Raw genomic sequence first — 23,835 nt, forward strand, 5'->3', positions numbered from 1 at the left:
GCCTCATTACTCCTGAATTTCGGAAACAACACCAGCGCCAACTGTACGTCCACCTTCGCGGATTGCGAAGCGTACACCCTTTTCCATGGCGATCGGGTTGATCAAATGCACATGGAAAGTCGTGTTGTCACCTGGCATGATCATTTCAATGCCTTCATCCAGAGTCACCACACCGGTGATGTCTGTCGTACGGAAATAGAACTGAGGACGGTAGCCGGAGAAGAAAGGTGTGTGACGGCCTCCTTCTTCCTTGCTCAGAACATACACTTCCGCAGAGAACTTCGTGTGCGGGGTGATGCTGCCCGGCTTGGCAAGTACCTGGCCGCGCTCAACATCGTCACGCTTCACGCCGCGAAGCAGGGCGCCGATGTTGTCGCCGGCCTGACCTTCGTCAAGAAGCTTGCGGAACATTTCAACACCCGTGCAGGTCGTCTTGCGGGTATCGGTGATACCGACGATCTCAACTTCCTCGCCAACACGCACGATCCCGCGTTCAACGCGACCGGTCACGACGGTGCCTCGACCGGAAATAGAGAACACGTCTTCGATGGGCATCAGGAACGGCTTATCCGTTTCGCGGATCGGATTCGGAATATAGGAGTCGCAGGCGGCCAGAAGCTCAAGAATGCACTTGGCGTCCTCTGCGTCGGCGCTGTCGCATTCAAGAGCCTTGAGCGCGGAACCGCGGATGACCGGGACGTCGTCGCCGGGGAACTCGTACTTGGACAAAAGCTCGCGCACTTCCATGTCTACCAGTTCGATCAATTCTTCATCGTCAACAAGGTCGACCTTGTTCAGGAACACCACGACATAAGGAACGCCGACCTGACGGGCGAGCAGGATGTGCTCACGAGTCTGGGGCATGGGACCGTCGGTGGCCGCAACAACGATGATCGCGCCGTCCATCTGGGCCGCGCCGGTGATCATGTTCTTGATGTAGTCGGCGTGACCGGGGCAATCCACGTGGGCATAGTGACGATTGGCGGTCTCGTACTCGACGTGCGCAGTTGCAATGGTGATACCGCGTTCCTTCTCTTCTGGAGCCTTGTCGATCTCATCGAACGCTACAAAGGATCCGCCGCCCTTGAGGCTCGCAATCTTCGTGATTGCTGCGGTCAACGTCGTCTTGCCGTGGTCGATATGACCAATCGTACCGATATTGACGTGCGGCTTCTTTCTTTCAAATTTTTGCTTGGCCATTCTTCATCTCCATTCTCATTTCTTGGTCAATTCTTCAGCAAGACTTGCAGGGACGCGATCATAATGATCAAACAACATGGTGTACGTTGCACGACCTTGAGTTTTAGAGCGCAGATCCGTTGCATAACCAAACATGCTACTTAGCGGCACGTTTGCGCGGATGATCTGCATCCCGTGTCGCATTTCAAGACTGACGATTCGACCACGACGTCCATTCAGGTCGCCCATGACATCGCCCATATAGTCATCCGGGGTCAGTACTTCCACAAACATAATCGGTTCAAGAAGCACTGCGGCCGCTTTCTGACACGCCTCTTTCACTGCCATGGAACCGGCAATGTAGAAAGCCTGTTCGGAAGAATCCACTTCATGATACGAGCCATGAACCAATTCGACCTTGATATCGACCATGGGAAAACCGGCCAGAATACCATTGAGCAGAGCATCGCGGATACCCTTGTCAACTGCGGGAATGTATTCCTTGGGAATGACGCCGCCGACAATGCCGTTTACGAATTCGTATCCGCCACCCGGTTCCTGAGGCGTGACCTTGATGACGATATGAGCATACTGACCGCGACCACCAGACTGCTTGGCGTACTTGAGATCCTTTTCTGCCGGCTTGGAAATGGTCTCGCGGTATGCAACCTGAGGCTTGCCAACGTTAGCGTCGACCTTGAACTCACGAGTGAGGCGGTCAACAATGATCTCAAGATGCAGTTCGCCCATTCCGGCGATAAGCGTCTGTCCTGTTTCTTCGTTTGTCTTAACCCGGAAAGAAGGATCTTCCTTGACCAATTTCTGCAAGGCCTGCCCCAGGGCGTCCCTGTCGGTCTTGGTCTTGGGCTCGATGGCGACTTCGATTACCGGCTCCGGAAAATCCATGGATTCAAGGAGAATTGCCCGCTTGAGATCGCACAAAGTCTCGCCCGTGCTGGTCTGCTTCAGCCCAACAGCGGCGACAATGTCGCCGGCATGGGCTTCCTTGATGTCTTCACGTTTGTTCGCATGCATCTTCAGCAAGCGGCCAACACGTTCCTTCTTGCCGGAAGCGGCGTTCAGAACCGTGGAACCGGTGACGAGCACGCCCGAATATACCCTGATGAAGGTCAGATGCCCGAAGAAAGGATCGGCCATGAGCTTGAACGCCAGAGCGCTCAGCGGCAGATCGTCGGAACATTCGCATGTGACCTCTTCCTTGGTGTCGGGGTCGATTCCGACCATGGCCGGAACTTCCACCGGGGAAGGCAGATAATCCACCACGCAATCCAGCAGTGCCTGCACACCCTTGTTCTTGAACGCAGAACCGCAAATCACCGGGCAAATTTTCATGCCGATGGTCGCGGAACGAATTCCTGCCATGATCTCTTCAGGCTGAAGTTCTTCCCCGCCCAAATACTTTTCAAGCAGGGTCTCGTCTTCCTCGGCGATAGCTTCAACGAGATTCATGCGCCATTCGTCAACCTGATCCACCATTTCAGCGGGGATCTCGCGCTCGATAATCGTTTCGCCCTTGGAATCTGCGTCGTAGTAGAGAGCGACCTTGCGTACAAGGTCGATCTGTCCCAAAAAGTTCTCCTCTGCGCCGATGGGCAGGTGCAGCGGAACAGGCTTCGCCTTGAGACGATCCTTGATCATGTCGACAACCCGGTAGAAATCTGCTCCCGAGCGGTCCATCTTGTTAACAAAGGCGATCCGGGGAACCCGGTATCTGTCCGCCTGCCGCCATACAGTCTCAGACTGCGGCTCGACTCCACCAACAGCGCAAAAAACAGCAACAGCGCCATCAAGCACGCGCAGCGAACGCTCGACTTCTACGGTGAAATCAACATGGCCGGGAGTGTCGATGATGTTAATGCGGCAATCGCGCCAGTAACAGGTTGTCGCAGCAGAGGTGATCGTGATGCCACGCTCCTGCTCCTGCTCCATCCAGTCCATGGTCGCCTGACCGTCATGAACCTCTCCAAGCCTGTGGGATACACCCGTATAAAATAAAATACGTTCGGTAGTCGTGGTCTTGCCCGCATCGATGTGGGCCATGATACCGATATTGCGCTGATCTTTTATGGGAACACGTTTAGACACGGAAAGAACCTCTTTTACCAGCGGTAATGAGCAAAAGCTTTATTGGCCTCTGCCATTCGATGGGTGTCTTCACGCTTCTTGATGGCACCACCGCGATCGTTATAAGCATCCAGAAATTCAGCCGCCAAACGCAGAACCATGCCTTTCTCTCCGCGAGAACGGGCATAGTTGACCAGCCAACGGATAGCCAAGGCTTCCTGTCTTGCCGGGCGGACTTCCATGGGAACCTGGTAGGTAGCGCCACCGACTCGACGGGATTTCACTTCCATCTGCGGCTTTACCTTTTCAATGAGCTGCTCGAACGCTCTGAGCGGCTCGCTGTCGGTGCGTTTTCCAAGTTCTTCGATGGCGTCATAGAATATCGTTTCGGCAACGCTTTTCTTGCCGTCATACATCATCTGGTTCACAAACTTTGTGACCACCCGGCTTCCGTACTTCGGATCCGGCAGCACTTCACGCTTTGGCGTGGCTCCCTTGCGAGGCATACGTCAATCTCCTTGTACCTATTTAGGACGTTTGGCTCCGTACTTGGAGCGGCTCTTCCGGCGATCCTGAACACCGGCCGCATCCAACGTACCTCTGATAATCGTGTAACGGACACCGGGCAAATCCTTGACACGACCACCACGGATCATGACCACGGAGTGTTCCTGCAGATTATGCCCTTCACCGGGTATGTAGGATGTCACTTCAATTCCGTTGGTCAGTCGCACTCTGGCCACTTTTCGAAGAGCGGAGTTAGGCTTCTTGGGCGTCGTGGTATATACGCGCACGCAAACTCCCCGGCGCTGCGGGCATTCCTGCAACGCGGCTCTTTTTTTGCCTTTCACCTGGATGACCCGCGCTTTACGGACCAACTGATTAATAGTGGGCATTTCAAACTCCATTAATAAACATTTTGAGAAGGGGGTTCATAATTGAACTCCCCTCCCCTGTCAACTCAACTGCCAGGACAATAAAAAATTATTGTCCCATGAAAAACGGATCTTTCTCCAGATCTTCCAGGAACTTATCAGGGCTTTCCGGCTGATCCGGGACCACAATGTCATTTTCAATATACGATCTGAAACCCGTTCCGGCATTAACCAATCTGCCGACAATAACATTTTCCTTGAGTCCGTAGAGATAATCTTTTTTACCGATCAGCGCGGCTTCGGTCAGCACCTTCGTCGTCTCCTGGAAGGACGCCGCGGAGATGAACGATTCCGTGGACAAGGAAGCCTGCGTAATTCCGAGCACCAGCGGTTCTGCAACAGCAGGCTGCATGCCCGTGCCTACGCACTTGGCATTGATCTTGGCGAACTTGGCCTTGTCGACCTGTTCGCCCATAAGCAGTCCGGTCTCACCCGGATCGATGACCAGCAACTTCTTGAGCATCTGGCGGACGATGATCTCGATGTGCTTGTCATTGATGTAAACACCCTGGAAACGGTACACGTCCTGCACACCCTCGACCAGGTAGAAGGCCAGGAATTTTTCACCCTTGACCTTGAGCAGGTCATGAAGATCCGGCGTGCCCTCGGTCAGGAGCTCGCCGCTCTCCACGAAGTCACCCTCGCCGACGCTGATATGCTTTCCTTTGGGAATCAGGTAGACGCGGGCATCTCCGACTTCAGGCTCCACAATCAGTTTGCGCTTGCCTTTTGAATCGGGACCAAAGCTCACGATGCCGTCGATTTCGGACAGAATCGCCTGGTCCTTGGGCTTGCGCACTTCGAAGAGTTCGGCAACACGCGGCAAACCGCCGACGATGTCCTTGGTCTTCATGGTTTCGCGAGGCTTACGTGCGATAATGTCGCCCGGCTGGACCACGTCACCGTCGTTGACCATGACGATGGCGCCGACCGGCAGGGCATAGGACGTCTGGGTCCCTGTGTCCGGCTTCGTCTTGCAGACGCCGTTCTCGTCACAAATGGAGATTCCGGGACGGAAGCTCGAAGATCTGAATTCAATAACCGTCAGAGTCGACTTGCCCGTGGCCTCGTCTATGCGCTCCTGGGCGGTGCGGCCTTCAATGATGTCCGTGAAATGGACCACGCCCTCGACATCCGTGACGAAGGGCTCGTTGAAGGGATCCCATTCCGCAAGACGATCACCTTTTTTGACCTCGGCGCCGTTTTCAAAATACAGCTTGGCTCCGGAAGGCAACGCGTATTTCTCGCGTTCCACGCCTTGGTCATCGACGATGCGCAGCTGGCCGCTCTTGCCGAGAACCATACGCTCTCCACGGTTATTGGTAACCGTGCGCACGCGGGAAAGCACGATCCGGCCCTTGTTTAGAGCCTCATACCTGCTCTGCTCGATTTCCTTGGAAGCGGTGCCACCGATGTGGAACGTTCTCATGGTCAGCTGCGTTCCAGGCTCGCCGATGGACTGGGCGGCGATAATGCCCACAGCCTCACCGACGTTGACCAGATGGCCTCGCGCCAGGTCGCGACCATAACACAGGGCGCATACGCCGTGCTTGGCCTTGCAGGTCAGCGCGGAGCGAATGGTGATGGTCGAGATGTTGCGTCGCTCGATCTGGGCGACAAGTTCCTCGTTGATCATGGCATTGGCGGGGATGAAAACCTCGCCGGTTTCCGGATCAAGGATATCGTACATGGCTGTTCGGCCAAGAACGCGCTCACTCAGACGCACGGTGATTTCACCGCTCTTGGTGACGTGGGTCAGCTCGATGCCGTCTACCGTCTTGCAATCATGCTCGCTGACAATGACGTCCTGCACAACGTCGACCAGGCGGCGTGTCAGGTAGCCCGAGTTCGCGGTTTTAAGCGCGGTATCGGCCAGACCTTTACGAGCACCGTGTGTGGACGTGAAGTACTGCAGAATGGTCAACCCTTCACGGAATGAAGAGGTGATGGGCGTCTCGATGATTTCACCGGAAGGCTTGGCCATCAGACCACGCATGCCTGCCAACTGGCGCATCTGATCCTGGTTGCCTCGCGCACCGGAGTTGGCCATCATGAAGACCGAGTTAAAGCTGTTGCAGCGCTCTTCCTTGAGCTTGGAAACTTCCCAGCGAAGCGCATGCTTCACGTGCGGGGAATCATCCTGCTTTGGGTTGGGCACGGTGTCGTACTTCAGCTCCAGCATCATGGCGTCGGCCACGTCATTGGTTGCCTTGGTCCAGACGTCAACGACCTTGTTATATTTTTCCGTACGGGTGATGATACCTTCGCGGTACTGCTGCTCGATATCCGAAACCTCGGTGTGGGAGCGATCCAGAATGCCGGACTTGGCCGGCGGGATGGTCAGATCCTTCACGCCGACGGTGATCCCGGCCTGCGTCGAGTACTCGAATCCCAAATCCTTCAGCTTGTCGCACAGAATGACCGTGGCCTTGGTACCGGCCAAGCGGTAGGCTTCGCCCACCAGACGTCCGATAACCTTCTTGCTCATCTCGCGGTTATAGACCTCGAAAGGAACTTCCGTCGGCACGATCTCGCGGATGATGATCCTGCCGGGAGTGGTGGCGACTAGTTCCCCGTCGATGCGGACCTTGATCCGCGCGTGGAGTTCCACGTGACCCGAGTCAAAGGCGCAAATGACCTCATCGGGGTCGGAAAAGATCATGCCTTCGCCGCGCTCGAAAGGACGCTCCACGGTCAGGAAGTACAGGCCAAGAACAATATCCTGCGAAGGCACGATGATCGGAGAGCCGTTAGCCGGGGACAGAATGTTGTTCGTGGACATCATGAGCACGCGGCATTCAATCTGAGCCTCCACCGAAAGAGGCACGTGCACGGCCATCTGGTCACCGTCAAAGTCGGCGTTGAAAGCAGTACATACCAGGGGATGCAGCCGTATCGCCTTTCCTTCGACCAAAATGGGTTCAAAAGCCTGGATGCCCAGACGATGCAGCGTCGGCGCGCGGTTCAGCAGGATGGGGTACTCGCGCACAACTTCTTCGAGAATATCCCAAACAGCGATTTCTTCACGCTCGACCATCTTCTTCGCGCTCTTGATGGTGCTGGCATAACCCCGCTCCTCAAGCTTGGAATAGATGAAGGGCTTGAACAGTTCGAGCGCCATCTTCTTGGGCAGGCCGCACTGATGCAATTTCAGATACGGACCGACCACGATTACGGAACGGCCGGAATAGTCGACACGCTTGCCGAGAAGGTTCTGACGGAAGCGGCCCTGCTTGCCCTTGATCATGTCGTACAAGGATTTGAGCGGACGGCCGTTGGTGCCGGTTATGGCACGACCACGCCGGCCGTTGTCGAAGAGGGCGTCCACGGACTCCTGCAACATGCGCTTTTCATTGCGGATGATGATGTCCGGAGCGCCAAGCTCCAAGAGCCGCTTCAAACGATTGTTGCGATTGATGACCCGGCGATAGAGGTCGTTCAGGTCGGACGTGGCGAACCGGCCGCCGTCGAGAGGAACCAGGGGACGCAGCTCGGGCGGGATGATCGGGATCACGTCCATGACCATCCACTCGGGCTTGTTCCCGGATTCCAGGAAAGCCTCGACGATTTTCAGGCGCTTGGCCAACTTCTTTTTCTTGGTCTGGGAACGGGTGGATTGGGACTCTTCGCGCAGTTCCACCCGCAGACTCGCCAAATCAATCTCCTGCAACAGGATCTTGATAGATTCGGCGCCCATGCCCACCGTTATGGCGTTGTCGTCATAGTGATCAAGAATTTGAAAATACTGTTCCTCTGAAATGACCTGCTTCTTGAGCAAGGTCGTCTCGCCTGGATCCAGTATGATATATGAATCAAAGTAAAGCACCTTTTCCAGATCGGCCATGGTCATATCGAGCAAGGTACCGATCTTGGAGGGCAAGGATTTCAGGAACCAGATATGAGCAACGGGGGCGGCAAGTTCAATATGCCCCATTCTCTCGCGTCTGACCTTGGATGCGATTACTTCAACACCGCACTTTTCGCAGACAATGCCGCGATGCTTCATGCGCTTGTATTTTCCGCAGTTGCACTCGTAATCCTTGACCGGGCCAAAAATCTTGGCGCAGAAAAGGCCGTCCCGTTCCGGCTTGAATGTGCGATAGTTAATCGTTTCGGGTTTTTTTACTTCACCGAAAGACCATTCGCGAATCTTCTCCGGAGAAGCGACGTTGATTCCGATCGCTTTGAGATTCTGGCTATTGAAAGAGCTGGATGCACTGCCCCGTTGTGTAAAAAGATCATCAAGACTCATCGTGTATTCCTCTTGCTTTGGTCGAATTGCAATGCTGTGGCCGGTTTTGCCGAGGGATCATCTTTTCCTCGGGCGCTTCTTGTCGTCTTCCAAAAGGGTGACTTCAAGACCCAGCGCCATCATTTCCTTGACCAATACGTTGAATGATTCGGGCATTCCGCTTTCGAGGAAATTGGATCCCTTCACAATCTTTTCATACATCTTCACACGACCGTTCACATCATCGGATTTGACCGTCAAAAACTCCTGCAGCAGATAAGCGGCGCCGTATGCTTCCAGGGCCCAGACTTCCATTTCACCGAGACGCTGTCCGCCGAACTGGGCCTTGCCGCCGAGGGGCTGCTGGGTGACCAGGGAGTAAGGACCCGTCGAGCGGGCATGAATTTTCTCGTCAACCAGATGGTGCAGCTTCAGGTAATACATGTAGCCCACCGTGACACGGTTGTGGAACGGAACGCCGGTACGACCGTCAAAGAGCAGCGCCTTGCCGTCTTCGGGCAGCCCTGCTCTCTTGAGCAGCGCCCAGATCTCGCTCTCGTCGGCGCCGTCAAAAACGGGAGTCTTCATGATTATGCCGCGATTGAGATCCCGGGCGGCTTCAATGACTTCGTCATCCGTCATGGTATCCAGCAACGCCGAAGTCTCGGGTGAATCGAAAATGTCCTTGATTTCGCTGCGCACCTTGGCCACGCCTTCATCGACCATGGCCGCGATCTGCTGACCAAGGGACTTTGCCGCCCAACCCAAATGCGTCTCCATGATCTGGCCGATGTTCATACGCGAAGGTACGCCCAGAGGATTCAGAACCACGTCCATGGACGTTCCGTCAGCAAAGAACGGCATGTCCTCTTCGGGCAGGATGTTGGAAACAACACCCTTGTTGCCGTGACGACCGGCCATCTTATCGCCGACATTGAGCTTACGCTTCACGGCAACATAGACCTTCGCCATTTTGATGACGCCCGGAGGCAGATCGTCCCCTTCGGTGACCTTGCCGCGCTTGCTTTCATACACGTCCTTGACGAATTTGAGCTGCAGATCGAAATAGTCGAGCTGCACCTTCACGGCTTCGTTGACGTCCTTGGCAGCAAAAGCACCGACAAGCTTCTTGAGCGGAATTTCAGCAAAAACATCTTCTTTTATGGGCTGGTTGGCCTCAAGGAGCACTTCTCCCTTGCGCTTGCCCATGATGGTCTTGGCAACGCTTTTACCCTTGCAGACATCCCAGATCTTGCGCCGGGTGGTTTCGGTCAGGGCTGCGGCGTGCTGTCTTTCACGCACGTCGATGCGTTCAAGCTCGTAATTCTCGATCAGGTGCGTACGCTCGTCCTTGTCTCCGGAGCGGCGGTTGAAAACCTTGACGTCGATGACCGTGCCCTCGATTCCCGGCGGAACCTTGAGGGACGTATTCTTCACGTCACGCGCCTTGTCTCCGAAGATGGCCCGCAGGAGCCGCTCTTCCGGTGTCAGCTGCGTCTCGCCCTTGGGCGTGATCTTGCCGACCAGAATGTCGTCCGGCTTAACCCGAGCGCCGATGCGAATAATGCCGCTCTCGTCGAGATTGCGCAGCATTTCTTCGCCGACGTTGGGAATGTCGCGGGTGACTTCCTCGGGTCCGAGCTTGGTGTCGCGGGCGAATACGTCGAACTCCTCGATGTGGATGGAGGTGTAGACATCTTCTTTCACGACCCGCTCTGAAATCAGGATGGAGTCTTCGTAGTTGTAACCACACCAGGGCATGAAGGCCACAAGCAGGTTCTTGCCCAGGGCCAGCTCTCCGTTATGGATGGCCGGGCCATCCGCCAGGACCGCGCCCTTCTTGACCTTGTCCCCGATCTTGACCCGAGGTTTCTGGCCAAAGCAGCTGTTCTGGTTGGACTTGTGGTATTTCTGCACCTCGTAAAAACGCACGCCGCCGGCTTCGGGGTACAGGTCGTCAGAATAGGCGACAATGACCCGGTCCGCGTCAACGTACATGATCTCGCCGTCACCCTCGGCCAAAAGGCAGCTTCCGGAATCCTGGGCGACCTTGCCCTCGATGCCGGTACCGATCAGCGGCTCCTCGGTCACCAGAAGCGGGACCGACTGACGCTGCATGTTCGAACCCATGAGCGCGCGGTTGGCGTCATCGTGCTCCAGAAAGGGAATCAGCGCGGAAGAAATGGACACGATCTGCCCCGGAGAAATGTCCATGAGCGTCACTTCTTCGCGTGGCACGATGGCGAACTCGCCCTCGACCCGGGCCTCGACCTGAGCGTTGATGAACTGACGGTCATCGCCGAAAAGAGCATTGGCCTGGGCGATGATGTGCCCGCTTTCGGTGGACGCTTCCATGTACTGGATTTCATCGGTGACGATCGCATCCTTGACCACGCGATACGGGGTCTCGATGAAACCGTAATCGTTGACCAGCCCGTGCGTGGTCAGAGAAACGATAAGGCCGATGTTCGGGCCTTCGGGAGTTTCAATGGGACAGATACGTCCGTAATGGCTAAGATGAACGTCGCGCACCTCGAACCCTGCACGTTCACGAGTCAGGCCGCCGGGTCCGAGAGCGGACAGACGCCGCTTGTGCGTAACCTCGGACAAGGGGTTGGTCTGGTCCATGAACTGCGACAGCTGCGATGTGCCGAAAAATTCCTTTAGCACGGCGGTGACCGGCTTGGGATTGACCAGGTCGTGCGGCATCAGCGTTGCGACTTCCTGCAGGCTCATGCGTTCCTTGATTGCGCGCTCCATGCGCACCAGGCCGATGCGGTACTGATTCTCCACCAACTCGCCGACGGGCCTGACACGACGGTTGCCAAGATGATCGATGTCATCGGCGGGACCGTGAGAGTCCTTGAGCTGAATGAGCTTCTTGACCGACCGGAAGATGTCGTCGTTGGACAACGTGCGGTGATCAATGGGCAGGCTCAGGTTCAAACGGGAATTGAGCTTGTAGCGTCCGACAGGAGAGAGATCGTAATAATCGGCATTCCTGAACAAATTGTCGAAGAAGCTGGCTGAAATCTCGGCTGTGGGCGGAGAACTGGGACGCAGACGCTTGTAGATGTCGATCTGCGCGCTTTCCAAATCTTCGCACTTGTCCATGGCCAGGGTATCGCGCAGACACGCGGAGGCCTCGGCACCAGTAGAGAATATCGCACCCATTTCGGTGATGCCCGCAGCCAGGCATTTTTCCACGGCTCCGGCGGTAAAGGGATCTCCTGCGCGCAGGATGACCTCTCCGGTCCCGGGGTCGACAATGTCCTTGGCGGCATATTCCGTCTCGAGCGTATCGGGGCGAACCTCGTAATACTCGATCCCGGCCTTGATCATCCGCTTCCACATGCCCTTGGTCAGGGCCTTGCCGGCAGCGACAATCACGGTTCCGTCGGGAGCGACGACATCGGAATGAGCCAGTTCCTTGCGGAAGTTGTACTCTTCCACGCGCCGCAGGACAGAGGTGCCTTCAAGGCGAAAAGTCTCTTTGGCGTAGTAATAGTCGAGAATATCCTCGCTGGTCATGCCCATGGCCTTGAGCAAAATCGTGGCGGGCATTTTGCGGCGGCGGTCGATGCGCACGTAAAGGATGTCTTTGTGGTCGAAATCAAAATCCAGCCAGGACCCGCGCATGGGAATTATGCGGCAGCTGTACAGGATTTTACGGCTTGAATGCGTCTTGCCGGAATCGTGCTCAAAGATGATGCCGGGCGATCGCTGCAGCTGGTTAACAATGACACGCTCGGTGCCATTGATCAAAAACGTTCCCTTCTGGGTAATGAGCGGGATCGTTCCGAAATATATGTCTTGCTCCTTGATGTCATGGATGGTGCGACTGCCGGACGCCTCATCGACGTCGTACACGGCGAGACGCACCTTGATGCGCAAGGGAGCTTCAAAGGTTAAACCCTTGGCGATGCACTCATCGACATCGTATTTGGGCTTGCCGATATCGTAACTGACGTATTCCAAGGTGGCCGTCTTATTGAAATCATGAATCGGAAAAACAGAACGAAAAACGCCTTCGAGACCGATATCCGTGCGCATGCTGGGCGGAACATCAGTCTGCAGAAATTTATTATACGAATCAAGCTGAAGGCTTAAAAGATGAGGGATATCAATGGAATCTTTAATTCGTCCGAATTTCTTGATCAGTTTGTTCATCGTTTCCCCTCAGGAAATGGGATGTTGCTGGGCAGGCAAAGCGTTCTGGGACCAAAGGGAGAGTAGCTATGGTGAAGTATCACTCAGTCGCATATGCTGACGCTTAAGGCGTGGTGTTACACAAAAAGGCGTAAAGAGTGTAAGAGGTTTTTTTCCCCTTACACTCTTTACAAAAAGTCAAACAGAAAGCAAAAAACTACTTAATTTCAACCTTTGCACCAGCTTCTTCAAGCTGCTTCTTGGCGTCGTTGGCGGCATCCTTGGCAGCGGCTTCCAGGATCACGGAAGGAGTCTCGTCGACCTTGGCCTTGGCTTCTTTCAGGCCCAGGCTGGTCAGAGCGCGCACAACCTTGATGACGCCGATCTTGTTGGCGCCGGCTTCAGTCAGGACGACGTCGAATTCGGTCTTCTCTTCTTCAGCTTCCGCTGCGGCGACAGGAGCGGCGGCGGCAAAAGCGGCTACGGGAGCAGCGGCGGATACGCCGAACTTCTCTTCCAACTCCTTGATGAAGACGGAGAGTTCCAACACAGTCATGTTAGCGATGAATTCGACAACCTGTTCTTTGGTGATATCAGACATTTTATCCTCCTAAATATTAGCTTTGGCTCAAACTTCTTTTTTGTCTTTGAGCGCGGTCAGTACGTTGACCATGCCTCTAACAACATTGGCAAAGAGAGAAACGAAATTCTGCGGTACCGCGTTCATGGTGCCCAGAAGAGATCCGAGCAACTGTTCGCGGCCGGGAAGTTCGGAGAGCGCCTTGATGGACGCCTCTTCAAGAAACTTGCCTTCCAGACTTGCGTAACGCACGGAAAACTTATCGTTCTTCTTTGCAAACTCAACCAGGACCTTTGCAGCGACGACAGGGTCGTCATAACCGAAAGCCACGGCACAGTTGTACTTCAAATGTTCATTGAGTACTACGTGTGGTCCTTCCATGAAAGCTTTCCGTGCCAGAGTATTCTTCACGACCTGATAGTCGCACCCCGCTTCATGCAATTTTGCACGCAAGGGAGTAAGCTCTGCCACTTTGAGCCCATGGAAATCCGTGACAATGGCGATGCTCGCCTTGTCAGCCCTCTCCTTCAGGCCATCGATGATTTTTGCTTTTTCTGCCCTATTCACCACATACCTCTCTATAGCTAGGCAGACTGAGCCAAAGCAGTCTCAGCAGGATATTAAGGAAGATCCACCTGCATTCTCTGACTCATCTACTTGTTTTGAAACTTATTCGCCCGCTTTGCGCAGGGAAGCAGCGTCAACCTTGACGCCCGGTCCCATGGTGGAGGACAGGGACACTGCCTTCACATACGTACCCTTGGCGGTGGAGGGTTTGAGCTTGATCAGTGCATCGACTACCGTGCGCAGGTTGCCGAGCAGCTTCTCGGAGCCGAAGGATACCTTGCCGATGGGGGCATGGATAACGCCGGCCTTGTCCACACGGAACTCCACCTTGCCCGCGAGCAGTTCCTGAATGGCTTTCTCCAGCTCGACGGTGACCGTACCGGTCTTGGCATTGGGCATGAGTCCACGGGGGCCGAGGATCTTGCCGATTTTGCCGACGTGTCCCATCATATCGGGAGTGGCTACGGCATTGTCGAAATCGAGCCAGCCGCCCTTGATCTTCTCGACCAGCTCATCGCCGCCAGCCGCAATGGCACCGGCGCTCAGAGCCTTTTCCTCGTTTTCACCCTTGCAGAAGGCGACCACGCGGACAGTCTTGCCCAAGCCGTGAGGCATGGACACAGCACCGCGCACCATCTGATCGGAGTACTTGGGATTGACTCCAAGATTTACCGCGATATCAACGGTCTCATCAAACTTGGCATACGAGCTTTTGAGAACCAACTCGACAGCTTCAGCCACATCGTACATCTTGAGACCATCAATGGCCTCAAATACTTTCTGAAATTTTTTTCCGTGCTTGGGCATAGCTCGCTTACTCCCTTATTCCACTTCAATTCCCATGCTGCTTGCAGTGCCCATGATGGTCTTACATGCCGCATTCAGATCATAAGCCGAAAGGTCGGGCATCTTGATCTTCGCAATTTCCTCAATTTGAGCCATGCTCACCTTCCCAACTTTTTTCTTGTTGGGCTCACCGGATCCCTTTTGCAATTTGGCAGCCTTGACCAAAAGCACTGCAGCCGGAGGAGTCTTGGTGATGAAGGTGAAAGAACGGTCGGAAAAGACCGTGATCTCAACCGGAATGATCGTACCCTTATCATTGAGAGTCTTGGCGTTATACGCCTTGCAGAACTCCATGATATTCACACCATGCTGACCCAAGGCAGGACCAACTGGGGGTGAAGGGTTCGCAGCTCCTGCGGGAAGTTGCAGTTTGATTATTGCATTAATTTTTTTGGCCATAACACTACCTCATATCTAAAAATTATCAGCCTTTAGTCACCTGAACAAAGTCAAGCTCAACCGGCGTTTGTCTTCCAAAAATAGATACCGAGACACGCAATTTGCCTTTATCATAATTCACATCTTCAACCGTGGCATTGAAATTTGCAAAAGGCCCGTCAATCACGCGGACATCATCACCACGTTCAAAATGAAATTTTGGTCTTGGCTGCTCTTTCCTGGTTTCAATCGTTGCCAGAATTCTCTGCGCTTCTTTATCCGTAAGCGGCACCGGGCGGCTTTTGCCGCCAATAAATCCGGTAACTTTCGGAATGGACTGAATCATGTGCCAGGAATCATCCGTAAACACCATCTTGACCATTGCATAACCAGGATAAAATTTACGCGTGGATGTGCGTTTCTGGCCCTTGATCAGTTCAACAACCTTTTCCGTCGGAACAATCACTTCCTCAACCAGGCCTTTGGCCTGTCCGGTACGGATCATCTCTTTGATCGTCTGCTCCACCCGCTGTTCAAATCCCGAATATGTGTGAATTATGTACCAGCGTGCCTTAGGTTCGTCGCTCATGATGGCCTCGCCTTAGGACAGAACGGCGGCAATGATTTTGGTCAATACCAAATCCACAACGCCCAGAAAGAGTGCCATTACGACTACCAACAACAAAACCGCCGAACTGGTACTGATGGTCTCCTGCTTGTCAGGCCAAACAACTTTCTTCAGTTCCACTTTTGCTTGGTCAAAGAATATACGCAGATCTGTTATCTTCTGCATGATTCCTTGTTTTTGCAATTCTGCTTCGGCATTCTTTTTCATTTTGTCCATCGCTAGTAAATGTATGGCAGGCCAGGAGGGATTCGAACCCCCAGCCCTCGGATTTGGAGTCCGATGCTCTACCGTTAGAGCTACTGGCCTGCGTGAGGGAAATTTTCAATGCAGATGCCGCATTGGCAGCATCTGCATTACACTATTTAGATTCGCGATGCTTTGTGTGCTTTCCGCAAAAAGGACAAAACTTGCTCAGTTCGAGCTTTGTGGTAGTGTTCTTTTTGTTTTTCTGAGTTGCGTAGTTTCTACGCTTGCAATCACCACAAGCAAGAAGGATATTAATGCGCATTATTTACTCCACGATTTCGGAAACAACACCAGCGCCAACGGTACGTCCACCTTCGCGGATTGCGAAGCGAAGACCCTTTTCCATGGCGATCGGATTGATCAGATGCACATGGAAAGTCGTGTTGTCACCAGGCATGATCATTTCTATGCCTTCATCCAGAGTCACCACACCGGTGATGTCTGTCGTACGGAAATAGAACTGAGGACGATAGCCGGAGAAGAAAGGTGTATGACGACCGCCTTCTTCCTTGCTCAGGACGTACACTTCCGCAGAGAACTTCGTGTGCGGGGTGATGCTGCCCGGCTTGGCAAGTACCTGGCCGCGCTCAACATCGTCACGCTTCACGCCGCGAAGCAGGGCGCCGATGTTGTCGCCGGCCTGACCTTCGTCAAGAAGCTTGCGGAACATTTCAACGCCGGTGCAGGTCGTCTTGCGGGTATCGGTGATACCGACGATCTCGACTTCCTCGCCAACGCGCACGATGCCGCGCTCGACACGACCGGTGACGACAGTGCCGCGACCGGAAATGGAGAACACGTCTTCGATAGGCATCAGGAAGGGCTTATCGGTCTCGCGAATCGGAGCGGGAATGTAAGAGTCGCAAGCGTCCAACAGCTCAAGAATGCACTTGGCGTCTTCGCTGTCGGCAGTGTCGCTTTCCAGCGCCTTCAAGGCGGAACCGCGGATGACCGGAACGTCGTCGCCGGGGAACTCGTACTTGGACAGCAGTTCGCGCACTTCCATGTCTACCAGTTCGATCAATTCTTCATCGTCAACAAGGTCGACCTTGTTCAGGAACACCACGACATAAGGAACGCCAACCTGACGGGCGAGCAGGATGTGCTCACGAGTCTGGGGCATGGGACCGTCGGTGGCCGCAACAACGATGATCGCGCCGTCCATCTGGGCCGCGCCGGTGATCATGTTCTTGATGTAGTCGGCGTGACCGGGGCAATCCACGTGGGCATAGTGACGATTGGCGGTCTCGTACTCGACGTGCGCGGTTGCAATGGTGATACCGCGTTCCTTCTCTTCAGGAGCCTTGTCGATCTCATCGAACGCTACAAAGGATCCGCCGCCCTTGAGGCTCGCAATCTTCGTGATTGCGGCGGTCAACGTCGTCTTGCCGTGGTCGATATGACCAATCGTACCGATATTGACGTGCGGCTTTTTTCTTTCAAATTTTTGCTTGGCCATACATTACCCCCTAATAAAATTACGAATTACTATATATGTATAAGTGAGTGCTTCTTGAGACAAGGTGAGGAGAAATGGAGGCGCAAGACTGGTGAGACGAGGAAATGGAGCGGGAAACGGGACTCGAACCCGCAACCCTCAGCTTGGAAGGCTGATGCTCTAGCCATTGAGCTACTCCCGCATTTCATCTCAGTAGTCAGGCGACAGCATGATCTCTGTCTCCTACTGGTTTTCACGGCTTCTACTTGGTGGAGGGGGGAGGATTTGAACCTCCGAAGGCGTACGCCGACAGATTTACAGTCTGTTCCCTTTGGCCACTCGGGAACCCCTCCATCACCTGGAGCTGGCGATGGGACTTGAACCCGCAACCTGCTGATTACAAGTCAGCTGCTCTACCAGTTGAGCTACGCCAGCCCGTGAGAACGAAGTCATTATGAGCATTCAATCTCAAAGGCAAGCATTATTTTCGAGAAATTAAAAAAAGCGCCTTGCGGCGCTTTTGGCTCAAGCCCAGGCAGGCACCCCGGCAGGCAAAAGCACGGGGTCGGGACAGCTGGAGACGCTCGCAGGCTCTTCAAGAGCGACAAAGTCCAGATATTCCGACTGGTTATCAAAAATATAACGCATGAATTTATTATTGAAGTCATGCCCGGAGCAGGAGACTTCAAAATGGCCCCACAAGCGATGACTGCCGACAGCGATGTCGCCCATGAAATCCAAAATTTTGTGACGCACCATTTCGTCCGCAAAACGCAACCCCTCGGGGTTGACCACACCGTAGTCATCGAAAACAACCGCATTTTCAAGCGACCCGCCAAGGGCCAGGCCATTTTTCTGCAACCACTCAACATCCTTCATGAAACCAAATGTTCTGGCGCGGGCGATGCGGTGGGAGAATGTCAGCGGAGTCGACTCGAAACAAAAATTCTGCGTACCGATCTGCGGATGGGGGAAACTTATGCGGTAGTCGATCTTCAAGCCGTTATATGGCTTGGCCACGACACGCTTTCCCTCCTGCTCGAAGACAAGGGACCGCTTGATCCTGGCGATCTCGCGCGGACGATCGAGCACCCGGATTCCGGCGGAATTGATCAGATACACGTATACGGAAGCGCTCCCGTCAAGAATGGGGATTTCTTCTCCATCAACTTCGACCAGAACATTGTCTATTTCCAAACCGACCAAGGCGGCCAGGAGGTGCTCCACCGTGGAAACCTTGGCCCTTTCGGTACCCAAAGTCGTAGCCAGTCCTGTGCCCACAACCCGTCCAGGTTCCGGCACCACGACCTGACGGCCACTTTTGGTCAACAGCGAAAAAATAACTCCCGTATCGGCAGGCGCGGGCTTGAGCACCATCTCAACCTTCTGGCCGCTATGCAAACCGACACCGGAGCATCGAACTTCTTTTCGTAGTGTAGTCTGTTTCATGACCACCCATTATCAAACTTCATGCCAGAAGTGACTCAAACATACCTGCCTGTAATTACAGGTTTTAATATCTCGAACACTCCTTCGTCCCCAAAAAGTTTCCTTCAAACAACACGACAAGTGCTAAAAAACAACAATAGCTAGCCGATCAAGCCCTGCATAATCCTTCAAAATCCGCACATTCTGCGCAATCCCTGAAAACAGGTCGATCACGGCCAAACCCTGGCTATGATCAATTTCGCACAGCAGCAAGGCCCCAGGCTTCATGGCACCGCTGAGCGAGCGGGCCAGCGCACGGTAACAATCAAGGCCGTCGAGCCCGGAAAAGAGCGCGCTATGCGGTTCGTGACAGAGGACTTCCCTACTAAGCGTTTTCTTAGTTGTCAGCGGCACATAAGGCAGGTTTGCCAAAACAACGTCAAAAGAATCAATGCGCAAGGATTCAAGCAGGTCGCCCTGCAAGAACACAATCCGGTCCTGGACATCATGAAGCAGCGCATTTTTGCAGGCGACCTTGAGCGCTTCAAAGGAGATGTCCACCGCCGCGACACAAGAATAAGGGAAAAGATTGGCGCACGATACGGCCAGAGCACCGCTGCCGGTGCCGATATCCAGGACCTGCAAACGTGCATTCGTGTCTAGCGATTCCAGCAGATGGTCGAGGATAAGCTCAGTTTCGGGCCGGGGGATGAGCACTCCGGGGCCAACGCGAAAGGTAAAACCGTAAAATTCCTTTTCACCCACAAGGTAGGCCACGGGTTCGCCTTTCATCCGCCGCACGCCGAGCTCGTCCATCCGCAAACGGCAGGGCTCGTCCACAGGCGCGCCAACATCAAGGAGCATGTCGAGCCGCTCCATGCCGAGGATGTGTGCAAGCAGAACCTGCGCGGAAAGACGGGGAGAGTCGACACCGCTTTGCTGCAGCAATCGCTCCCAGTGCTCGAGTAGTGTTTTGCGGGACGGCATGGACAAGAAAAAAGCCGAGTCTCCTCAGCTTTCTTTCATGGCTTCTGCTTGATAATGCTGAACCAGGCCATCGATGATATCATCAATGTGACCTTCCATGGCCTGATCAAGATTATAAAGCGTAAGGTTGATGCGGTGGTCGGTCACTCGCCCCTGCGGGTAATTGTAGGTCCGGATACGTTCCGATCGATCGCCGGAACCAACCTGCGACTTGCGATTATCATCATAGGCCTTTTTCGTCTCATCCTGGGCGGCCTGCAGCAGCCTGGACCTGAGCACTTTGAGTGCTTTGGCCTTGTTCTTGTGCTGCGACTTCTCGTCCTGGCAGATGACGACCAAGCCTGTGGCGAGATGGGTGATGCGGATGGCCGAATCTGTCGTGTTGACCGACTGCCCGCCAGGGCCGGAAGAGCGGAACACATCCACGCGAATATCGTTCGGATCGATCTTCACATCGACCTCTTCCGCTTCCGGCAGGATCGCAACGGTGATGGCCGAAGTATGAATCCGGCCCTGGCTTTCCGTTGCGGGGACGCGCTGTACACGATGCGCGCCCGATTCGTACTTGAGCTTGCTGTAAACGTTGGTACCCGAGACGGAAGCGATAATTTCCTTAAAGCCGCCAGTCCCGGTATCGCTGCTGCTCAAAACTTCCACGCGCCAAGAATGCAACTCCGCGTAGCGGGAATACATCCTGAAAATATCGGCGACAAAGAGAGCTGCTTCTTCACCGCCGGTGCCGGCTCGGATCTCAAGGATGATGTTTTTCTCATCCAAGGGATCTTTGGGGGTCAAAAGCTGTTTGAGCACCTTCTCCTGCTCCCCGATTGCGGCTTTGAGCAGGACGATCTCCGCCTGGGCCATTTCGCAAAGTTCCGGGTCGGAGTCCTTGGCCAGTTCCTGATTTTCAGCCATCTCGCGGAGCAATGTCTTGTACAGCTCAAAAGCCTTGACGATTTCGTCAAGCTCAGCATGCTTCTTGGCGATTTTCCGATAGCGCTCCTGATCCTGAAATATCTCAGGAGTGCTCATCTCGCGCTCAAGTTCGCGGTACTTTGCCGCAAGACTTTCTAATTTATCGACCATTGTGATTGCTGTGCTCGACGAAGGCTAATTATCAGTCAATTATTTTGCCAAGCTGGCGTATTTCTTTCTGAACCTGTCGATACGACCGGCCGAATCGATAAACCGCTGCTCACCAGTAAAAAAGGGATGGCAATGCGAGCAAATTTCAACACTGAGTTCCGCGCCAACAGTGGACTTGGTGGTGAACTCGTATCCGCAGGCACAACGTACCGCGGTTTCATAAACTTTGGGATGCAAATCTTTCTTCATGGGAAACCTCCAGTTTCAAAAGAGAGAGGACAACTAAACCACTCGCAGACGAATGGCAAGTCGAAATTCACGCAACCTGATTTTGGAAAAAAGGGAATTAGGAAAGACCCTTGGATTGATTGATCGAAATATTGAAGGCCACGGAAAAAATATGGTGCATGAAGTCGACGTATTCAACCGCAACATTTTCCGGGACAGAAATTCTGGCTGGCGCGAAATTCACGATGCCCCGCACACCTGCTTCAATCAGATAATTGGCGGCACGCTGGGCTCGTTCGGGAGGTGTGGTGATGATGCCTATTTCAATCTCGAGTTCGCTGACTTTTTCCTTGAGTCGGCGCGAACAGACAACCTCCAGACCGGCGACTTCCTCGCCAATCTTGAAGGGATCACAATCAAAGGCACCCACAAGAATAAACCCTCGGCGCCTGAAAATACCATGCCTGAGTAATGCCCGCCCCAAATTCCCGACTCCGACCAATGCGACATTCCATGTCCGGTCGATACCCAGAGACTGTTTGATGGCGGTCAATAAATCCTGAACATAGTATCCGACGCCTCGCACGCCGAATTCACCAAAATAAGCCAGATCTTTTCGAATCTGCGAAGGGTTCACGCCGCAGGCACGGGCCAGGCCGTCTGAAGAAATGACGGAATCCCCCTCTTGAAGGAGCGTCTCCAGAACTTGTACGTAAACAGCCAATCGCTGAATCGTGGCGCGAGGTATATGGGCGCTTTTCAAAATGACTCCAAACAATAACTTCGTGAGTTATTTCACTAAAATAGCAAAAAAAGAGGGAGGCTGGGCCTCCCCCTTTTTCGATCAGAGTTAGCCAACGAAGGGGTTGGCGAACAGCAGGATCAGGTTAACAACCAGAGCGTAAATGGCCAGAGATTCGATCAGAGCAAGACCGATCAGCATGGTAACAGTGATTTTGCCGGAAGCTTCGGGGTTGCGGGCGGTGCCTTCGCAAGCAGCCTTGACGGCAAGACCCTGGGCGATGCCACAACCAGCAGCGGCGATGGCCATTCCCAAGGAAGCGGCCCAAGCGATGGTGGAGATGACTTCAGGAGCAGCTTCAGCGGCGAATGCGGAAGAAGCGACAGCTACCAGAGCGACAGTGGCCAGTACGGACAGAAAACCTTTACGCATGATTCAAAAACCTCCTAAAACGTATAATGATTAGTGGTCGAAAAGACCATTTCCCCCAAATTAATGCGCTTCTTCGAATGCTCCCTTCAGGTACAGCATGGAGAGCATGAAGAAGACCAAAGCCTGAATGACTTTCAGCAACATGAACAGGAAGTAAATCGGAACGGTGGAAACGACCGGAGCCAGCATGAAGAGCAGCACCAGAACGATTTCCTCACCCTTGATGTTTCCGAAAAGTCGCAAAGAGAGTGAAAGCATGCGAGCGAAATGCCCGATTACCTCAATGGGAAAGATAAGCGGAGCAAGCCACGGCACCGGACCGGTGAAATGATGGATGTAGTGGAATCCATGCAGCTTGAAGCCCCAATACTGGTAGTACACGAACACGAACACGGCCATGGCCAGCGTGGTGTTGATATTCGCCGTGGGAGCATCCAGACCGGGCACCAAACCTTCATAGTTGCTGAACAGAATGAAGATGAAAAGGGTCGCAAGCACCGGGAAGACCTTTCGACCGTCTTCGCCCATGTTGGCGACAACAAAATTCTCAAGTGATTCGATGAGCAGTTCAAAAAAATTCTGCAACCCTTTAGGAACAAGGGAGAGTTTTTTCGTGGCCAATATGCCAAGAGCGATGAGCACACCCATGACCACCCACGCGTGGAGGACCTGGCCCGGTATCAAGCTGTGGCCATGAGCATCCACGAGACCAATGGCTTTTACTACTTCCTCTACTAAGAAAATTGGATGTAAATCCCCTGCCATTTTCACGCCTCCTTAGAAGTTTTCCCCAAAAATTGTGACATTCCCCAAAGCAAAATATTGATCAGCACGGTGGAAAAACCCATCAGCAGCCAGACACCAGAAGAATCCAGATGGGCGATCAGCACATAAAAAGCCAATGCTGTGATCATCATGCGCCCATAAAAGCTGAAAATCTGAACCACCACCGCACTTTTTTGCAAATAGACCAATTCCTGAATCAACTTGGCCAGCGCCAGAAAGTTAAGGGTTCCGAGCAGCACGCCGGTAACCAGATCCACCCCTTTCCAGCCAAAGGCCAATGCCGGCAAGACGCCTAGCAGAATATAGAGTTGACGCGACGCCATCTTGCGCACCTCCGGGACATGAAATCCCCGGGTGTAAAGAACGCGTTCAATCTTTTTCTGTATCATTGCGAGCATCGGCTTCCGCTTCTTTCTTTTGGATACGCTGCATTTCGCGGAACATGTTCCTGTATCCGGCGATGATCCCGAACACCAAGAAAATCAGCGTCAACCACGGTTTCGTTTCGAAATATTTGTCGAGGTAATAGCCCATGGCAAAGCCAACGATTACCCCGGACACCAGCTGAAGCCCCATCACCGAAGCAATACCCAGCGACTCGAAATGTTTAGAATTTTTCTTGTTAAAGAGCATATGTTCGTCTCGATGGGTTTTCGCTGTCCCAAATCGTTCGTGCAATAAATCACAAATCGAAGTCGGGGCTACCACACCCCCCAACTTCGCGTCAACCAAAGTTTTTCACCTGATCAATTATAAAGGCCCTCCGCCTATGTCCCGTGCGCATTCCTTAAAATCAAAGCGCATGCGTGTCCGGACCGGTCGGCTTGCCAGCCGCACCTATTCGCACTATGCCCGGACACGAAATCAACAACCCTGGCGCAAAA

Annotated in this window: 23 protein-coding genes and 4 tRNA genes; all 27 read right to left on the bottom strand. The window is 53.7% G+C overall.

Going from position 1 to position 23,835, the window contains the following annotated elements:
• Window positions 1–6 precede the first annotated feature (6 nt).
• Window positions 7–1,200 carry an elongation factor Tu gene (tuf, locus tag DBAC_RS13870; protein WP_015774941.1) on the bottom strand — a complete coding sequence of 398 codons (1,194 nt, stop codon included), beginning with the start codon at window positions 1,198–1,200 and terminating at the stop codon, window positions 7–9.
• A 15-nt stretch (window positions 1,201–1,215) separates the two neighbouring features.
• Window positions 1,216–3,285: an elongation factor G gene (gene fusA, locus DBAC_RS13875; RefSeq protein ID WP_015774942.1), complete on the bottom strand. Its 2,070-nt coding sequence runs from the start codon at window positions 3,283–3,285 to the stop codon at window positions 1,216–1,218.
• Between the two features lie 14 nt (window positions 3,286–3,299).
• Window positions 3,300–3,770 (bottom strand): 30S ribosomal protein S7, encoded by a 471-nt coding sequence (rpsG, locus tag DBAC_RS13880; RefSeq protein WP_015774943.1) that lies wholly within the window; start codon window positions 3,768–3,770, stop codon window positions 3,300–3,302.
• 18 nt (window positions 3,771–3,788) lie between these two features.
• Window positions 3,789–4,160: a 30S ribosomal protein S12 gene (gene rpsL / locus DBAC_RS13885; protein WP_015774944.1), complete on the bottom strand. Its 372-nt coding sequence runs from the start codon at window positions 4,158–4,160 to the stop codon at window positions 3,789–3,791.
• A gap of 88 nt (window positions 4,161–4,248) precedes the next feature.
• On the bottom strand, window positions 4,249–8,451 hold the full coding sequence (gene rpoC / locus DBAC_RS13890) for a DNA-directed RNA polymerase subunit beta' (RefSeq protein WP_015774945.1): 4,203 nt from the start codon (window positions 8,449–8,451) through the stop codon (window positions 4,249–4,251).
• Window positions 8,452–8,508: 57 nt separating this feature from the next.
• Entirely contained in the window at window positions 8,509–12,600 is a 4,092-nt protein-coding gene (rpoB, locus tag DBAC_RS13895; protein WP_015774946.1) for a DNA-directed RNA polymerase subunit beta, read from the bottom strand.
• Window positions 12,601–12,796: 196 nt separating this feature from the next.
• Window positions 12,797–13,180, bottom strand: a complete 384-nt coding sequence (gene rplL, locus DBAC_RS13900; RefSeq protein ID WP_015774947.1) for a 50S ribosomal protein L7/L12 — start codon at window positions 13,178–13,180, stop codon at window positions 12,797–12,799.
• A gap of 27 nt (window positions 13,181–13,207) precedes the next feature.
• The gene (rplJ, locus tag DBAC_RS13905) at window positions 13,208–13,726 is read right to left on the bottom strand and encodes a 50S ribosomal protein L10 (RefSeq protein WP_015774948.1); all 519 of its coding nucleotides are present in this window, start codon (window positions 13,724–13,726) and stop codon (window positions 13,208–13,210) included.
• A 102-nt stretch (window positions 13,727–13,828) separates the two neighbouring features.
• The gene (gene rplA, locus DBAC_RS13910) at window positions 13,829–14,533 is read right to left on the bottom strand and encodes a 50S ribosomal protein L1 (RefSeq protein ID WP_015774949.1); all 705 of its coding nucleotides are present in this window, start codon (window positions 14,531–14,533) and stop codon (window positions 13,829–13,831) included.
• Between the two features lie 15 nt (window positions 14,534–14,548).
• Window positions 14,549–14,971 (bottom strand): 50S ribosomal protein L11, encoded by a 423-nt coding sequence (gene rplK / locus DBAC_RS13915; protein ID WP_015774950.1) that lies wholly within the window; start codon window positions 14,969–14,971, stop codon window positions 14,549–14,551.
• A gap of 25 nt (window positions 14,972–14,996) precedes the next feature.
• The gene (nusG, locus tag DBAC_RS13920) at window positions 14,997–15,539 is read right to left on the bottom strand and encodes a transcription termination/antitermination protein NusG (protein WP_015774951.1); all 543 of its coding nucleotides are present in this window, start codon (window positions 15,537–15,539) and stop codon (window positions 14,997–14,999) included.
• 12 nt (window positions 15,540–15,551) lie between these two features.
• Window positions 15,552–15,785: a preprotein translocase subunit SecE gene (gene secE, locus DBAC_RS13925; RefSeq protein WP_015774952.1), complete on the bottom strand. Its 234-nt coding sequence runs from the start codon at window positions 15,783–15,785 to the stop codon at window positions 15,552–15,554.
• Window positions 15,786–15,808: 23 nt separating this feature from the next.
• A tRNA-Trp gene (locus DBAC_RS13930) sits at window positions 15,809–15,884 on the bottom strand.
• Between the two features lie 52 nt (window positions 15,885–15,936).
• Window positions 15,937–16,086, bottom strand: coding sequence for a 50S ribosomal protein L33 (gene rpmG, locus DBAC_RS18540; protein ID WP_081434452.1), 150 nt, complete (start codon window positions 16,084–16,086; stop codon window positions 15,937–15,939).
• A 3-nt stretch (window positions 16,087–16,089) separates the two neighbouring features.
• On the bottom strand, window positions 16,090–17,283 hold the full coding sequence (tuf, locus tag DBAC_RS13935) for an elongation factor Tu (RefSeq protein ID WP_015774953.1): 1,194 nt from the start codon (window positions 17,281–17,283) through the stop codon (window positions 16,090–16,092).
• 105 nt (window positions 17,284–17,388) lie between these two features.
• Window positions 17,389–17,464 (bottom strand) — tRNA-Gly (locus DBAC_RS13940).
• A 65-nt stretch (window positions 17,465–17,529) separates the two neighbouring features.
• Window positions 17,530–17,615: transfer RNA gene (locus DBAC_RS13945), tRNA-Tyr, on the bottom strand.
• Window positions 17,616–17,621: 6 nt separating this feature from the next.
• Window positions 17,622–17,697: transfer RNA gene (locus tag DBAC_RS13950), tRNA-Thr, on the bottom strand.
• A gap of 90 nt (window positions 17,698–17,787) precedes the next feature.
• Complete coding sequence (lpxC, locus tag DBAC_RS13955; protein WP_015774954.1) at window positions 17,788–18,711, bottom strand: UDP-3-O-acyl-N-acetylglucosamine deacetylase; 924 nt, start codon at window positions 18,709–18,711, stop codon at window positions 17,788–17,790.
• Between the two features lie 123 nt (window positions 18,712–18,834).
• Window positions 18,835–19,677, bottom strand: coding sequence for a peptide chain release factor N(5)-glutamine methyltransferase (prmC, locus tag DBAC_RS13960; RefSeq protein ID WP_015774955.1), 843 nt, complete (start codon window positions 19,675–19,677; stop codon window positions 18,835–18,837).
• Window positions 19,678–19,701: 24 nt separating this feature from the next.
• A complete protein-coding gene (gene prfA / locus DBAC_RS13965) occupies window positions 19,702–20,763 on the bottom strand; it encodes a peptide chain release factor 1 (RefSeq protein WP_015774956.1) in 1,062 nt (353 codons plus the stop codon).
• A 39-nt stretch (window positions 20,764–20,802) separates the two neighbouring features.
• Window positions 20,803–21,012: a 50S ribosomal protein L31 gene (rpmE, locus tag DBAC_RS13970; protein WP_015774957.1), complete on the bottom strand. Its 210-nt coding sequence runs from the start codon at window positions 21,010–21,012 to the stop codon at window positions 20,803–20,805.
• Window positions 21,013–21,109: 97 nt separating this feature from the next.
• Complete coding sequence (locus tag DBAC_RS13975; RefSeq protein WP_015774958.1) at window positions 21,110–21,754, bottom strand: redox-sensing transcriptional repressor Rex; 645 nt, start codon at window positions 21,752–21,754, stop codon at window positions 21,110–21,112.
• 87 nt (window positions 21,755–21,841) lie between these two features.
• Complete coding sequence (atpE, locus tag DBAC_RS13980) at window positions 21,842–22,165, bottom strand: ATP synthase F0 subunit C (protein ID WP_015774959.1); 324 nt, start codon at window positions 22,163–22,165, stop codon at window positions 21,842–21,844.
• Between the two features lie 60 nt (window positions 22,166–22,225).
• A complete protein-coding gene (atpB, locus tag DBAC_RS13985) occupies window positions 22,226–22,930 on the bottom strand; it encodes a F0F1 ATP synthase subunit A (RefSeq protein WP_015774960.1) in 705 nt (234 codons plus the stop codon).
• Between the two features lie 2 nt (window positions 22,931–22,932).
• The gene (locus DBAC_RS13990) at window positions 22,933–23,340 is read right to left on the bottom strand and encodes a hypothetical protein (protein WP_043811073.1); all 408 of its coding nucleotides are present in this window, start codon (window positions 23,338–23,340) and stop codon (window positions 22,933–22,935) included.
• Window positions 23,321–23,584, bottom strand: a complete 264-nt coding sequence (locus DBAC_RS13995; protein ID WP_015774962.1) for an AtpZ/AtpI family protein — start codon at window positions 23,582–23,584, stop codon at window positions 23,321–23,323. The genes DBAC_RS13990 and DBAC_RS13995 overlap by 20 nt, the downstream gene beginning before the upstream one ends.
• Window positions 23,585–23,835: the final 251 nt, after the last annotated feature.

Source organism: Desulfomicrobium baculatum DSM 4028 (assembly GCF_000023225.1).
Taxonomy (GTDB): Bacteria; Desulfobacterota; Desulfovibrionia; order Desulfovibrionales; family Desulfomicrobiaceae; genus Desulfomicrobium; species Desulfomicrobium baculatum.

What these genes read in the sequence shown, in the direction of transcription:
- tuf (WP_015774941.1), bottom strand. Translation starts at nt 1,200, where the DNA reads ATGGCCAAGCAAAAATTTGAAAGAAAGAAGCCGCACGTCAATATCGGT.
- rpsG (WP_015774943.1), bottom strand. Translation starts at nt 3,770, where the DNA reads ATGCCTCGCAAGGGAGCCACGCCAAAGCGTGAAGTGCTGCCGGATCCG.
- rpsL (WP_015774944.1), bottom strand. Translation starts at nt 4,160, where the DNA reads ATGCCCACTATTAATCAGTTGGTCCGTAAAGCGCGGGTCATCCAGGTG.
- rpoC (WP_015774945.1), bottom strand. Translation starts at nt 8,451, where the DNA reads ATGAGTCTTGATGATCTTTTTACACAACGGGGCAGTGCATCCAGCTCT.
- rpoB (WP_015774946.1), bottom strand. Translation starts at nt 12,600, where the DNA reads ATGAACAAACTGATCAAGAAATTCGGACGAATTAAAGATTCCATTGAT.
- rplL (WP_015774947.1), bottom strand. Translation starts at nt 13,180, where the DNA reads ATGTCTGATATCACCAAAGAACAGGTTGTCGAATTCATCGCTAACATG.
- rplA (WP_015774949.1), bottom strand. Translation starts at nt 14,533, where the DNA reads ATGCCCAAGCACGGAAAAAAATTTCAGAAAGTATTTGAGGCCATTGAT.
- rplK (WP_015774950.1), bottom strand. Translation starts at nt 14,971, where the DNA reads ATGGCCAAAAAAATTAATGCAATAATCAAACTGCAACTTCCCGCAGGA.
- nusG (WP_015774951.1), bottom strand. Translation starts at nt 15,539, where the DNA reads ATGAGCGACGAACCTAAGGCACGCTGGTACATAATTCACACATATTCG.
- secE (WP_015774952.1), bottom strand. Translation starts at nt 15,785, where the DNA reads ATGAAAAAGAATGCCGAAGCAGAATTGCAAAAACAAGGAATCATGCAG.
- rpmG (WP_081434452.1), bottom strand. Translation starts at nt 16,086, where the DNA reads ATGCGCATTAATATCCTTCTTGCTTGTGGTGATTGCAAGCGTAGAAAC.
- tuf (WP_015774953.1), bottom strand. Translation starts at nt 17,283, where the DNA reads ATGGCCAAGCAAAAATTTGAAAGAAAAAAGCCGCACGTCAATATCGGT.
- lpxC (WP_015774954.1), bottom strand. Translation starts at nt 18,711, where the DNA reads ATGAAACAGACTACACTACGAAAAGAAGTTCGATGCTCCGGTGTCGGT.
- prmC (WP_015774955.1), bottom strand. Translation starts at nt 19,677, where the DNA reads ATGCCGTCCCGCAAAACACTACTCGAGCACTGGGAGCGATTGCTGCAG.
- prfA (WP_015774956.1), bottom strand. Translation starts at nt 20,763, where the DNA reads ATGGTCGATAAATTAGAAAGTCTTGCGGCAAAGTACCGCGAACTTGAG.
- rpmE (WP_015774957.1), bottom strand. Translation starts at nt 21,012, where the DNA reads ATGAAGAAAGATTTGCATCCCAAAGTTTATGAAACCGCGGTACGTTGT.
- atpE (WP_015774959.1), bottom strand. Translation starts at nt 22,165, where the DNA reads ATGCGTAAAGGTTTTCTGTCCGTACTGGCCACTGTCGCTCTGGTAGCT.
- atpB (WP_015774960.1), bottom strand. Translation starts at nt 22,930, where the DNA reads ATGGCAGGGGATTTACATCCAATTTTCTTAGTAGAGGAAGTAGTAAAA.
- DBAC_RS13990 (WP_043811073.1), bottom strand. Translation starts at nt 23,340, where the DNA reads ATGATACAGAAAAAGATTGAACGCGTTCTTTACACCCGGGGATTTCAT.
- DBAC_RS13995 (WP_015774962.1), bottom strand. Translation starts at nt 23,584, where the DNA reads ATGCTCTTTAACAAGAAAAATTCTAAACATTTCGAGTCGCTGGGTATT.